The following is a 13,112-nucleotide window of genomic DNA, read 5'->3' on the forward strand; positions in this document are numbered from 1 at the left end:
AAATTATATAATTATGTTAAAATTAAGCTTCACTTTCTAAAACTTTAAGAGATTACAAGGACATTAAAATGAAAAATCCTTTATTTAAATTTTTCTTTAGTGGAATCATCGTGACTTTTATGTTGCTTTTTAATGCTTGTTCGGCTTTAAACCCAAATCCTAGTATCAATAGCTCGCTTACTCCCCCAAAGGATATTCGCGTATTAAGCGATATTAATACCAATGCTTTTGAATGGACTTCCGTTCAAGACCCAGAAGTCGCAGGCTATTATGTCTATCGCAAAAAAGCACAAGAGCAAAATTTCAGCAAAATTGCTACATTAGATTCGCGTTTTATCACACATTACGCGGATAATAAACTAGATTCCAATACTGAATATATTTATCAATTTGCTTCGTTTGATAAGCAAAAAAATGTCTCTCCTTTTTCTGAAACTATCAGCGCAAAAACACATTCTATCAGTGCTGTAAGCTATGTAGAGGCTATTAGCAACTATCCAAGAAAGGTAAAAATTATTTGGAATCCTCATCAAGATACGCGTGTAAGTGGCTATATTGTTGAGCGCAGAGACAAAAATGGAAATTGGCAAGAAATCAGCAAGATTCAAAATCGCCTACTTGTAGAATATTTGGATACTAAACTAGACGATGGCACGACTTATGAATATCAAATCTATGCTTATAACGCAAATGGCTCACGCTCGCTACCCTCTAAAAGTGTCCAAGCTACTACCAAGCCAAAACCTGTGCAAATTACTAATTTTAAGGCAACAAATAATATTCCAAAACAAATTAATTTAAGTTGGAATTTACACAAAAACCCTGAAGTAACTTCTTATAAGATTTTGCGCTCTAGCTTTATTTCTAGTTTTTACACTACGCTTGCCACGCTTCCTAGCAACACAGATTCGTATCAAGATTTGATAGGCAAAGACGGCGAACAATATAGCTACAAAATCGTTGCTACCGATAAAGATGGGATAGACAGCTTAGAAACAGGACCTATTAGCGGCTCAACTCTTGCGGTTCCTAATGCACCAAACATTACCTATGCACGCATTGAAAATGGTTCTGTTGTACTCAAATGGAATCCCACTGATAATCGTGCCACAGAGTATATTGTTTATAAGAAAGATTCCTTATTTTTTGGAGAAACCTTGCGTTACAATAAAGTCCTCACAACGGAATTTATTGACAAAGAAGTCAAGGCGGGCGAAAAATATTATTATCGCGTCAGCGCAATAGACAAGAATGGATTAGAATCCAAAACATCGCAAGAAGTTGTGCTTTCTCTACCCAAATAAGACGACAATGCCACATTTTAAAACTACGCAACTCAAACTTCCCAATCTCCCCTTGAAAGTTACAAATTCTTTAGGGGAATTTTGCTTTATGCAAGTGTTTCATTCAACACAGAATCCCCATTTTGCTTTGTTGCAAGTTTGTTTTAACCCCAAAGATTCCAAAGAAAAAACCAAAAATTTTTTCCTAGAAATCAAAACGCGCCTGAAAACTCCGCACAAAACCAAAGAAACTATTGTTCATTTGGATAAAAATTCGCGTATTTCTCCTATTGAAATCATCAAAAGTGCATTAAAAATTTTAATGGATTTTCAAGATTCTATTCTTTCACATAATTTAAATGGCAAAAGTCAAGCATTAGAGCGCAAACTTCCATTCATTAGAGAAATTGGGGATTTTTTGGATTTTGAAAATCTTTTAAAGACTTTTACAAAAGAATCTCAAATATCCAAAAGCTCAAATTCTCTGCCAAAAGTTTGGCTAGAAATCGGCTTTGGTAGCGGGAGACATTTGCTGCATAATGCTAAAAATTATCCAGAGATTCTGCACATTGGCTTAGAGATTCATTCTCCCTCATTGGAACAAGTAGCGCGTCAAATTGGGCTTTTGGGGCTTAAAAATGTTTTGATTCTTAACTATGATGCGCGGATTTTTTTAGAAATTTTACCCTCCAATGCTTTAGATAAAATCTTTGTGCATTTTCCTGTGCCTTGGGACAAACAGCCACATCGTAGAATCCTAAGTCAAGCTTTTTTAGCCCAAAGCGCCCGCGCGCTAAAAGAAAATGGGATTTTACAACTGCGCACCGACAGCCTAGATTATTTCAATTATGCAAAAAATCTTGCACAAGATTTCAAAGCAGATTTTCAAACACAATCACAGATAAACGCACAAGAGGCGATTATTAGCAAATATGAAGCCAGATGGTTAAGGCAAAAAAAAGATATTTACACTCTTGAATTTCTCGCCCTGCACTCAAGTGCCTCGCGCAAGCTAGATTGTGACTTTGCCTTTTTGGATTCTGCCGCGCAACCTTTATTATTTTTGCCCAAAAACTTTCAAAAAACAAAAATTGTGCAAAAGGATTATTTTTTACATTTGGAAGATTTATTAATCAGTCCTTGCGATTCTCCCTCCCCTTCTTGTTTGCTTAAAATTTCCTTTGGAGATTTTAATTATCCTCAAACGCGTTATACTATGCAAACAAATCGTCTTGCATATTTCAAAGAGAATCCATTGCCTACTTATCTCAATCACAAGGCACATCAGCAACTCTTACAATTAATCCAAAATAACTTCAGTCTTTATAAGGAATCCTAAATGGACGCAATTATTCAAGCAAAAAATATGAATTTAGGTTACAAAAACGAAATCATTATCAAAAATGCGAGCTTTAGTATTTACCCTAAAGAATTTGTTTTTATTAGCGGTCCAAGCGGGAGTGGTAAAAGCACCTTAATGCGCTCTATTTATGGGGATTTAGCACTTAAAAGCGGCTCTTTGGAAGTTTGCGGAATAGAAATGTTTAAGGCAAATAAAAAAAATATTGAAATCTTGCGCAGACATTTAGGCATTATCTTTCAAGATTATAAATTAATCAAGGATTTTAATGTAGAAAAAAATGTTATGCTTCCTATGATTATCGGAGGATTTACCAAAGAATCTTGCCAAGCTCAGACAGATAGGCTTTTAGCCCACATTAAACTTTCCCACAAAGGGAGCAAATATCCTTTAGAGCTAAGTGGAGGGGAACAACAACGTGTTGCTATGGCGCGCGCACTCTCCCATAATCCCCTTTTGATTCTTGCCGATGAACCAACAGGAAACCTAGACGACTACTCCTCAGAAGTAATTTGGAGCTTACTTAAGGGCGTCAATGTGCAACTTGGAATCACGGTTGTTGTAGTAACGCACAGAATCCCAGAAACTCTAGGAGTCAATTATCGCCATTTTCATATTGAAGAAGGGGTCATCTATGAACTCTCTTAAAAATCACTTAAGCCTTATTATTCCACTGATTGCTTTACTTTTTGCACTAGAAAGCATTTTGCTTATTTCTCGCACTCTAAATGATTACGAAAGTAAGTTGGGTAAAAACTACGCAATTATTCTTGCAAGCACTAAAGAATTGAATTTAGAACTTTTGCGTAACAAAATCAGTGAGGCACAAGACTTAACTCTAATTGATTCTAAAATTGTTTTAGATAGATTGAGCAAAAACATTAGCCAAGCCAATATTGTTTTGCTCAAAAAATCCCTCCCGAGATTCTATTCTTTAACCCTCAATGTTTATCCTAGCAGCTCGCGTTTAGAAAATATCCACAAAACTTTAAGCACATTAGAGGGCGTCTCTCGGATTGAAACTTTTACTAAAAGTCATAGTCAAATCTATCAACTTCTTTTGATTATCAATGGTAGCACAATGATTTTTTCAAGCCTTATTGCATTAATTAGCTTGCTTTTAATGTTTAAACAAATTGAAATTTGGAAATTTCAACATTTAGAAAGAATGGAGATTATGACTTTGCTCGGAGCACCGCTTTGGATGCGCTCTCAAGTTTTATTCCGACTTGCTTGTTTAGACACTATCCTTGCAACTCTTATCGTTGCTAGCGGTTTGGTTTATATCTCACAGAATCCTACTTTGCTGATTTTCTTGCAAGAATTAGGTTTAAATCCAGAGATTTTTTCACCCATTTTAGATTCTATTGTATTGCTTTTAACAGGGCTTGCTGTCTCTCTGATTTCAGTATGGATTGTGAGCCTACAACACAGGGATTAAGGATTTTTATGCGTATTTATCTGCTTTTTCTTATTTTTTTCTCTCTCTGTTTTAGTGCAAATGAAAAGGAAATTACTAAAAAAATCAGCCAAAATCAAAATACTTTAGAAGACAAAAAGCGACAAGAAAAGCAAATTAATGCTAAACTCCAAGAGTTAGGCAATGCAATCAATCTCCAAAAAGAAGAAAATAAAATACTTCAAAAAACAATCAAAGAAAATGAACAAAATATCGCCAAAAATCAAAAGGAATATGATTCTAAATCTGCTTTAATCAAAAAACTTAGCAATAATCAAGATTCTTTATTTCAAACGCGCAAACAAATTGAATTTGAAATGATGGATTTAATTCTCAAAGATGTTTCCTTTGCGATTCTGCTAAACGACTTCCAGCCAGAATCTATTCAAGACTTAATAACAGAAGAGGCATTTAAATCCTTAAGTGAAGCTACAAAAAGACACTTAAGCACACTGAGCGACAAACAAAGCGAAGTAATTGCCAACCTCCATTCCCTACAAACCGAAATCACACAATTAAAAAATTTTCTTGAAGTGGAAAACAAAAAAAGAACCCATTTAAAGGCACTACAAAGCGAACAAGAAACATTGATTGCAAACTATCAAAAAGAAATTACAAAATACAATAAAGAATTACAAAAAATCGTCCAAGAACGCGATGAAGTACAAGGGATTCTTGTAAATCTCAATATTCTTAAAAGTCAAGAAGAAGAAAAACGCAAAAAACGCGAGGAACTAGCCAAGACTAAACCCACAGAATCACAAGTTATAGAATCCCAAACATCTTCTAAAACAGCAAGCAAGGATTCGCCCAAAAACACAAAAACTTCTAATACTTCAAAAGCCAAAGATGATTTTGATGTGCGCCAAGTTGCTAGCTCTTACCACAATATCGGAACAACCAAGTACAAAGGCGCTAAGACAATTGCTCCTTTAGAAAATTTTACGATTGAAAAACATTTTGGACCTTATTTTGACCCCGTGTATAAGATGAAAGTTTTTAATGAATCTGTAACTTTAGCTCCAAAAGGAGATGATAAAGTCAAAAGCGTTTTAGATGGAAAGGTTGTATTTGCTAAGGACACTCCGATTCTTAAACGTGTCGTCATCATCGAACACAAAGACAATATGCACACAATCTATGCACAATTAGATAAAATCGCACCCACAATAAAACCCGGTAGCACCGTCAAAAAAGGCTACACTATCGGACGCGTAGATAATGCTTTGAAATTTGAAGTAACTCTTAAAGACAAACACATTGACCCGCTAGAACTCATTTCCTCTAAAAACCTTTAAATTATATTATTACACTTGTGCATAAAAAACTTCATAGCGCAAAAAAGAGAATTTTTAAAAAATTTTAAAAAATTTAATTATTTACTCTTTATTTTTTTAAATAATATCCGATATACTTCCATAAATAATAACTAGGAATATTAAAAAGGAGGTTACTATGACTATTTCTGAAAATGGAATGAATATTGCTAGCACTCAAGTGAATACTTACTCTACGCAAGGAAGCGCAAGTAATCAAAATAGCCCAAAACTGCAAGAGTCAATGACCCAAGCAGAACAAGTGCAAGTAGAGATTGATAAATCAAGTGAAGAGCAAAAGATTCAAGAACAAAAGCAAAAACTCAATGAATTAGCTCAACAACTTAACAAAGAGCTTAATCCACTGAATACAAATGTTACCTTTGGGTTTAATGAAGATATTGAAGGGCTTTTTGTAACCGTGAGTGAAAAAGATACCAATCGCATCATTCGCAAGATTCCAAGCGATGAAGCAATGAGACTTATGGCAAAAATGAAAGAGGTAGTCGGGATTATTTTCGACAAACAAGCTTAAGAAAAAGCCAATCTTAGAAAGGAGATTACTATGGCAGTAGGACAAATGGGCGTATTAGGAATTGCAAGTAACCTAAGTTGGGATACCCTTAATCAACTTAAGGACAATGATATTAAAAACCAAATTGACCCTATAACTAAAAAAATTGAAACCAATATGGAAAAGCAAACTGAGCTTACTTCGCTTTTGACTATGATGACTTCTTTGAATACAAACTTCAAGAATTTATCAGACTTTAGCACCTATCTAAAACGTTCTACTTCTGTTGAAGGTAGTGGTGTAAAAGCAACAGCGGGGGAAGGTTTGGCGATTCAAGATATTAAAATCAATGTCAAACAACTTGCGCAAAATGATGTCAATCAAGTAGGGTTGAAGTTTGCCACAAGAGATAGCGTTTTTAGTTCAGAAAACACAACTCTTAGCTTTTATCATAATGGCACGAATTATGATATTGAAATCAAAGCAGGTATGACTGTCTCAGAAGTCGGACAAGCTATCACAGATAAAACCAATGGCGCTGTAATGGGTATCATTATGAAAACCGGTGGAGACGAACCCTACCAATTAATGATTCAAGGCAAAGATTCTGGCGCACAAAACAAAATCTATTTTGGAAGCACATTAGAAAGTGCAGCAATGCCCGGGGGACAGCTCACAAGTGGAACGTTTGAAATTGAAATTGGCGGTCAAACAATTAGCATTGATTTAGCGAATGATGTCGAAACAAAGATTGGAAACACTGCTGAAAACAATGCCAAAGCACTCTTAAAAGCAATTAATGAAAAAATTGAAAACGACTCTAATCTAGCAAACATCAAAGATAAACTTGAAAACGGTGAAATTACCATAGGTTTAAATAGTACGGGTAAAGGCTTATTGTTTAACGATTCTAAAGGCGGAGAGATTAAAGTCAATATCACTGATGCAAAAGTCAAAGTCATTGAGGGCGGAAGTGAAGTTGATACAGATTTAGGATTTGTCAAAACTTCTGTTGGTGCTTCAAGTACAGATTTAATCAAGGGTTCAGCTGTGAGCAGTGGAGCATTAAGTGGAGCAATCACAATCAATGGAGAAAGAATTGACCTAAGCTCTATTAATACTGGTTCAGGTACAGGAAATGCCCAAGAAATAGCTAATAAAATTAACACAAATACGAATCTAAATGGCAAAGTCTCCGCAGAAGTTAAAGACGGAAAATTGGTCATTAATAGCCTAGATGGCAATAGTGTAAGAATTGGCGCAGAAGGAGCAGATTCTGCAGAACAAACCAAAGTTCTAAATTCCGTAGGCTTACAAATGGGTAGTTATGCAACAAGTCAGAGCTTTTTAGAGAAAATGGATATCACTAATATCCAAAAGGCACAAAATGCACAATTCACTTATAATGGGATTGAAATTGAACGTGATAAAAATAGTTTTGATGATGTTGTTTCTGGGCTTTCCTTAGAGCTTACAGCCGTTACAGAAGCAAACAAAGAAGTCATTGTGCGCGTTTCTCGTGATGATTCTGGAATCGCAGAAGAAATGGAAAAATTTGTAGAAAATTACAATACCATGTATAACAAAATCCAAGAATTAATGCGATACGATGAAGATACAGAAGTTGCGGGTGTTTTTAATGGAAATAGCGATATTAGGCAGATTCTTAGACAATTTAACTCCATCATCACCTCCAATGATATTAATGGGGATAATCTTGTCAAATATGGAATTTATTTTAACGATGATGGCACACTCAAAATGGATAGAGAGAAATTTGATTCTGCATTTAAAGAAGACCCAGACAAAGCGGTTGCATTCTTTAGAAGCACAACAAGTGTCTCACGCGGTATTAGCACTGAAGTAGATGGAGTTTTCACCAAGCTTCGCAATACAATGGACAAGTTAATTACAGGGAGCAATTCCACATTGAAACTCTTAGAAACTTCTTTGGTAGATGAGCAAAAAACTCTCAATGAAGATAAAACTAAAACACAAGAATACATTGATTCTCGTTATGAAACTATGGCAAGTAAATGGTCTGCTTATGACCAACTTATTGCTAAAACACAACAACAATCACTAGCAGTTCAAAATATGATTCAGTCCTTGTATTCTTCAAACTCATAGAAAGGAATCTTAAGAAATGAAAAGTAGTTTAGCCTACAATTCTTATCAACAAAATTCTGTCGCGGTGGAATCACCAGCAAAACTTGTTGAAATGCTATATGAGGGTATTTTACGCTTTGCTTCTATGGCAAAACGTTGTATTGATTCTCAAGATATTGAGAAAAAAATTTATTATATCAATCGCACCACAGATATTTTTGTGGAGCTTTTAAATTCGCTTGATTATGAAAAAGGCGGGCAAGTTGCTCATTACCTTACAGGGCTTTACACACATCAAATTAAGCTCTTAACTCAAGCAAATATGGAAAACAACAAAGATAAAATTGACATCGTGATTAAAGTAGTCAAAGGACTACTTGAAGCATGGAAAGAGGTAAATCATGAATTGGCTTAATGAATTAAAGGTGGCATATTTAAACAAAAATGATAGCAAACTCAATGAACTCTTGGATAATACTCCTATTTTAAAAACAAGAGATGAAATGTTTGAAGCATTGGCGGTAATGGAGCAAATCACAGAATATGCTAAGGCTCAAAAGGAAAAATTAAGCTTAGAAATGCGCAAGCTCAAACAAACTAAAAATTTCTTTCCTCAACAAGAAAATGCACAAAGGCTTAATATTTCTTTTTAATTGTTTGTATTAAAATACTCCTTTTAATTAAAGGAATATCAATGCAATGGAAACCTCTTGACATTGAAGATAAAGAACTACTTACGAGTTTCTTTACTTCTTGTAATATTCTTGTTTCGGATTTAACTTTTACAAATCTCTATCTTTGGCATTATGCGCGTCATATTAGTTGGGCTATTCTTAATGATTGCTTAATCATTAAGACACAATATCCTAACCAGAATCCTTTTATTTTCTATCCCATTCATAAACAAAACGACCTAGAAAGCAAAAAACGAACGATTCTGCAATTACAAGAAATCTGTAAGGCAAAAGGTTTAGGATTCTCTATCCATTCTCTAAGTCAGGCAGATAAAGAGGAATTAGAATCCCTACTCCCAAATACTTTTGACTTTATCTATCGCGAGGATAGGAGTGATTATATCTATTCTGCACCTGAACTTATTGAGCTAAAAGGCAAAAAATACCACAAGAAAAAAACACATTTAAATCGCTTCACTGAACGCTATTCCTTTACTTATGAAGCATTAAATACTAAAAACTTAGATGAACTTATCACTACTTATCAAAGTTGGTTTGGCAAAATCAGCGATACCGCAAGTGATGGCTTAAGAAACGAGTATGTAGGCATTATAGAATCCCTAAAGCAATTTTCTAAGCTAGATTTTAAAGGTGGAATCCTACGCGTAGAGGATAAAATCATCGCTTTTAGTTTCGGCGAGCCTCTTAATAGCGACACCGTAGTGATTCATATTGAAAAAGCCAACATTGAATATCAAGGGGCTTACCAAGCCATTAATCGCGAGTTTCTAGCGCACGAATGGAGTGCATATTCTTATGTGAATCGCGAGGAAGATTTAGGCATTGAAGGCTTGCGCAAAGCCAAACAATCCTATCACCCGCTTTTTTTACAAGCTAAATTTGACGCCACTTTAAAAATGGATTTTAAAAATTAGCTTAATTTTCCTCCAATACCTCTGAAGTCTCTACATTTTGCAACTCTTGATTCACATTTAAAATCTTAAGAATCTTTTGATTGCTTTTTGTGAGTGCTTTAAACTCTACACGTCTTGAAAGTTCTGGAGTTTCTAAAGGTTTTGCGAAAGACAATCCATTAGCGCGCAAAACACTAATAAGCCATTGCTTTTGGGCGTCAATTTGCCTATTGCTAAAACAATATTTCAGCACTTCTAATGCCCTTGCTTGCGAAAGTTCAGCATTACCCAAATAACGTGATTCTAGTGTATTGGCATTTTGCCATTCTGTGGAAGTATGCCCCTCAATACGAATCTCCTCAATATCTTGTTTGTATTTTTCTTGACTTAAGATTTTGATATAACGAGGGAAAAAATCGTCCAAAATCTCTTTGAAACGAATCTTAACTTCTTTTTGCCCTTGGTCAAACAAGATTTCCGGCTCTTTAAACCGCACCGTGTTGTCTGCATCAATCTCTGCATTCCAACGTTCTAAATTCTTAGAAAATTCAGAAACTAAATCCTGATAAAGGTCTGTTTGCAAATCTTTATGGGTTTTTGCAATATCACTCATCTGCTTGTTTAACTCCAAAAGTTCGGCATTTTGTATCGCAAGCTTTTTTTCTGTCTTGCTAATCACCACCATATAAGAGACGGCAATAAGCAAAAATATCATCATCACCCCCGCCATCATATCTGAAATGCTAATCCATTCGTTGCCTTTATAAGAATTTGCCATTAGCCTCTAGCTCCCATTAACTCGCGGATTCTACGCAAAAACCATTCATAGTCTTGGCGGAATCCCAAAGTAATATTTGAAAGCGCGCCGTCCAAATCTCCAAGCGATTTACAGAGATTTTCATTCAAGCTAGAAGTTTGGTGAAGAGAAGTAGCAATATTGGATTCTATGATTTTTAAAATCGTATCAATTTCTTTCCGATTACTTTCTAACGAAAGATAAGTTTTTTCCAATGCCCCGCTTAGATTCCTTTGCAATTTATTAAACTCGTTTAATAACTCTACACTCGCATTTCTTGGAGTTTCTATGCTTTGCTTTGTAAGAATCTCAAGGCTTGCAAGATAGTTTTTCGCCATTGTATCTAAAGCATTTTTGACATTTTTATCTAGCAAATTAAAGCTTGCCATTACTTCTTTTGTGTGGGATTCTAGCTGCGTATTATTTGCCTTAAGCAGCTGATTTGCTAGATTTTCAGAACTTGCCAAAACTTTTTGAGCATTGCTTTCAAAACCTTGTGCAATCGTCCTTAGGTGCGTTTGCAATTCTCCTCCTAGTTTCTGATAAGTCTCCAGATTTGTTTTTTGGGTATTTTGCGCTAATGTCGTCAGTTGTGTTTGATAGGCATTGGTTGTGTTTCTCAAATAGGCACTTAGAGATTCCAAAGCGTTTTTATAGGATTCGCCAAAGCTACTGCGCATTTGACTCTGAATCTCTGCATTATGGTTTTGGTTTTCCTTTTGCATAGTGATTAAACTCTGATGAAACTCTTTCACATTTTCCGCCATTAGATTTTTCAAATTTTGACTCTGTGTTTGATTTTGTTCTATCAGATTGCTTACGCTTGTCCCTATTTCCTCCGTAGTTTTTGCTAGATTATCTCTTAAATTTTCATTGAAACTTTGGAATCCTTCTTGTATGCTTTGTGTGCTTTCTTTAAACGATTCCATAAGGGTTTGGTTTGTATGCACCAAAGATTCCTCAATGTTTTGCGTGCTTTGGCTTAGGGTATTTGCGGTATCATTTAGCAAAGAATCTAAAGACTTCGTAGTCGTTAGCATAGAACTTTCTATTTCCTTACTAAGAGTGGTAAGGGTTTCTTTAGAATCTTTGAAATTTTCCTCTAGGGTTTTTGTGGTATTTCCCAAAAGTTTATCAAAGTTTAACACCGCGTTTGTGATGTGCTGCTCTAATGTATCAGAACTTTTGGTAAGATTTTTTTGCGTTTGCTCGCCTAATTCTTGCAGAGTATGGCTTGCCTTTTCTAATGTGCTTTCCATTTCTTGCGAATGGCGTAACAAGACTTCATCGCTTCGCTTGCTCTGCTCCTCTACTAACAACAAAGATTCTTTTTGTGCATTTTCTAATGCTTCTAAACTCCCTTCAAAGTTTTCCTTGACGCTGTTTAGATGTTCTTTGACGCTTCCTTCAATCTGCGCTATCATCTCTAAATTTTTATGCTTCAATGCAGAATCACTCTCCACTAAGGATTCCATAAAGTCTTGAGATTTAACCTTTAAAGTCTCCAAAGCCTCCCCTAAATGCTCTTTATTTTGCTCCAAATACTCTTGATTAAAGGCATTAAAGGCATTTTGCAATGTATTTAAGTTTTTGGATTGTTCTTGTGCGTCTTCCTCTAATGCCTTGAAGCTATTTTCTAGCAGATTTTGTGTGTTTTCTTGGTGTGTTTGTGTGCTTTTGATGAGAAATCTTTGCACTTCCTCTAAAGATTCCTTTGTGTATTCTAGGGTTTGCGTATGTGTGTTTTGTAGATTCTGACTTAGATTCTCTACACTCACAAGTGCCTTGCTTGCGTCCTCGTGCATTTTTTCAAAACCTTGCAAAAGATGGGAGAGTTTTTCGTTTTCAATGCGTGAAGCCTCAATGCTATGGGCTAAGGCGGTATAAACTTCCAAAACTTCTGCATTGCGTTGCGCAATGGATTCTAAAGATTCTTTGGTGGATTCAAAAAGATTCAAAGTGCTTTTAAGACTTGAATCTAGCCCCATAATAGAATCTTTATAATTGTTTTGCCACAAAATCATTTGTGCCACTGCACTATTTAATTCTTTAAAATTATCCCCAAATTGGTCTGTAATGCGTTGATTAAAATCCTTAATCACCCCCTCTAGCGCAGTAATTAATTCTTTGGAAGCCCCTTGCGCAAGATGATGCATAGCCTCTTTTAATGCCATATTGGTTTTAACAAAATTATCCTCTAAAACCTTAAAATTATTCATCTGTTGCTTATAATAAGCATTTTGAGATTCCATTTGGGTTTGATTTTGTGCAACAATTTCTTGTAATTTGCCCAAAGATTCCAACTTGTCTAATTTTTCTAACTTATCCAACTTCCCTGCTTGCAAAGAAAAATAATCCAGCATATTCTCAAAGTCTGTTTTAACCGCCTTGCTTTTTTGTAAAATAGAAAGCAAAATCGCTAATGCCATACCCAAGATAGAAGTATAAAATGCAGTTTTCAACCCTGCAAGCAGTGAGGGAACAGAGTTTTCTACATTGCTTACATCAAAATCCTGCAAACCTACAAAAATCCCCACAAAAGTTCCTAAAACCCCCGCACTCATAATAATAGATTTAAAATCGCGGTGCTTTTGCTTGCCATAGCTTAGATAATCCCAAAGCGCAAGCCCAAACATAAATGCGGTAAAAATTGCATTAATGATTAGATTCTCCATTATTCTTCCTTA

12 protein-coding genes are annotated in these 13,112 nt (G+C 35.3%); 10 read left to right on the forward strand and 2 right to left on the reverse strand.

Annotation, left to right across the window (positions count from 1 at the left end; translation table 11 throughout):
• The first annotated feature begins 68 nt into the window (after positions 1-68).
• From K2N75_RS04585 to K2N75_RS04630, 10 genes are all read left to right on the forward strand, one after another.
• Positions 69-1,304, forward strand: a complete 1,236-nt coding sequence (locus K2N75_RS04585) for a fibronectin type III domain-containing protein (RefSeq protein WP_297679809.1) — start codon at positions 69-71, stop codon at positions 1,302-1,304.
• 7 nt (positions 1,305-1,311) lie between these two features.
• Entirely contained in the window at positions 1,312-2,622 is a 1,311-nt protein-coding gene (gene trmB, locus K2N75_RS04590; RefSeq protein ID WP_297679810.1) for a tRNA (guanosine(46)-N7)-methyltransferase TrmB, read from the forward strand.
• Positions 2,623-3,291: an ABC transporter ATP-binding protein gene (locus K2N75_RS04595; RefSeq protein ID WP_115550733.1), complete on the forward strand. Its 669-nt coding sequence runs from the start codon at positions 2,623-2,625 to the stop codon at positions 3,289-3,291.
• Positions 3,278-4,084: a cell division protein FtsX gene (locus K2N75_RS04600; protein ID WP_297679811.1), complete on the forward strand. Its 807-nt coding sequence runs from the start codon at positions 3,278-3,280 to the stop codon at positions 4,082-4,084. Before K2N75_RS04595 ends, K2N75_RS04600 begins: the two co-directional genes overlap by 14 nt.
• An 8-nt stretch (positions 4,085-4,092) precedes the next feature.
• Positions 4,093-5,400: a peptidoglycan DD-metalloendopeptidase family protein gene (locus tag K2N75_RS04605; protein ID WP_297679812.1), complete on the forward strand. Its 1,308-nt coding sequence runs from the start codon at positions 4,093-4,095 to the stop codon at positions 5,398-5,400.
• 157 nt (positions 5,401-5,557) lie between these two features.
• Complete coding sequence (locus K2N75_RS04610; protein ID WP_297679813.1) at positions 5,558-5,953, forward strand: FlaG family protein; 396 nt, start codon at positions 5,558-5,560, stop codon at positions 5,951-5,953.
• 30 nt (positions 5,954-5,983) lie between these two features.
• On the forward strand, positions 5,984-8,062 hold the full coding sequence (gene fliD, locus K2N75_RS04615; protein WP_297679814.1) for a flagellar filament capping protein FliD: 2,079 nt from the start codon (positions 5,984-5,986) through the stop codon (positions 8,060-8,062).
• Positions 8,063-8,078: 16 nt separating this feature from the next.
• Positions 8,079-8,456 (forward strand): flagellar export chaperone FliS, encoded by a 378-nt coding sequence (gene fliS / locus K2N75_RS04620; RefSeq protein WP_115550738.1) that lies wholly within the window; start codon positions 8,079-8,081, stop codon positions 8,454-8,456.
• The gene (locus K2N75_RS04625) at positions 8,443-8,694 is read left to right on the forward strand and encodes a hypothetical protein (RefSeq protein ID WP_297679815.1); all 252 of its coding nucleotides are present in this window, start codon (positions 8,443-8,445) and stop codon (positions 8,692-8,694) included. Before fliS ends, K2N75_RS04625 begins: the two co-directional genes overlap by 14 nt.
• 41 nt (positions 8,695-8,735) lie before the next feature.
• Positions 8,736-9,650 carry a phosphatidylglycerol lysyltransferase domain-containing protein gene (locus tag K2N75_RS04630; protein ID WP_297679816.1) on the forward strand — a complete coding sequence of 305 codons (915 nt, stop codon included), beginning with the start codon at positions 8,736-8,738 and terminating at the stop codon, positions 9,648-9,650.
• A 1-nt stretch (position 9,651) separates the two neighbouring features.
• On the opposite strand, the gene K2N75_RS04635 is transcribed toward K2N75_RS04630, so the two are convergent.
• On the reverse strand, positions 9,652-10,407 hold the full coding sequence (locus tag K2N75_RS04635) for an OmpA family protein (RefSeq protein ID WP_297679817.1): 756 nt from the start codon (positions 10,405-10,407) through the stop codon (positions 9,652-9,654).
• Positions 10,407-13,100, reverse strand: coding sequence for a hypothetical protein (locus K2N75_RS04640; RefSeq protein WP_297679818.1), 2,694 nt, complete (start codon positions 13,098-13,100; stop codon positions 10,407-10,409). The genes K2N75_RS04635 and K2N75_RS04640 overlap by 1 nt, the downstream gene beginning before the upstream one ends.
• Between the last annotated feature and the right edge of the window lie 12 nt (positions 13,101-13,112).

This window comes from Helicobacter sp. (assembly GCF_029067145.1).
Taxonomy (GTDB): Bacteria; Campylobacterota; Campylobacteria; order Campylobacterales; family Helicobacteraceae; genus Helicobacter_D.

Excerpts from the sequence above, each read along its gene's own strand:
- K2N75_RS04585 (WP_297679809.1), top strand. The coding sequence starts at position 69 with ATGAAAAATCCTTTATTTAAATTTTTCTTTAGTGGAATCATCGTGACT.
- trmB (WP_297679810.1), top strand. The coding sequence starts at position 1,312 with ATGCCACATTTTAAAACTACGCAACTCAAACTTCCCAATCTCCCCTTG.
- K2N75_RS04595 (WP_115550733.1), top strand. The coding sequence starts at position 2,623 with ATGGACGCAATTATTCAAGCAAAAAATATGAATTTAGGTTACAAAAAC.
- K2N75_RS04600 (WP_297679811.1), top strand. The coding sequence starts at position 3,278 with ATGAACTCTCTTAAAAATCACTTAAGCCTTATTATTCCACTGATTGCT.
- K2N75_RS04605 (WP_297679812.1), top strand. The coding sequence starts at position 4,093 with ATGCGTATTTATCTGCTTTTTCTTATTTTTTTCTCTCTCTGTTTTAGT.
- K2N75_RS04610 (WP_297679813.1), top strand. The coding sequence starts at position 5,558 with ATGACTATTTCTGAAAATGGAATGAATATTGCTAGCACTCAAGTGAAT.
- fliD (WP_297679814.1), top strand. The coding sequence starts at position 5,984 with ATGGCAGTAGGACAAATGGGCGTATTAGGAATTGCAAGTAACCTAAGT.
- fliS (WP_115550738.1), top strand. The coding sequence starts at position 8,079 with ATGAAAAGTAGTTTAGCCTACAATTCTTATCAACAAAATTCTGTCGCG.
- K2N75_RS04625 (WP_297679815.1), top strand. The coding sequence starts at position 8,443 with ATGAATTGGCTTAATGAATTAAAGGTGGCATATTTAAACAAAAATGAT.
- K2N75_RS04630 (WP_297679816.1), top strand. The coding sequence starts at position 8,736 with ATGCAATGGAAACCTCTTGACATTGAAGATAAAGAACTACTTACGAGT.
- K2N75_RS04635 (WP_297679817.1), bottom strand. The coding sequence starts at position 10,407 with ATGGCAAATTCTTATAAAGGCAACGAATGGATTAGCATTTCAGATATG.
- K2N75_RS04640 (WP_297679818.1), bottom strand. The coding sequence starts at position 13,100 with ATGGAGAATCTAATCATTAATGCAATTTTTACCGCATTTATGTTTGGG.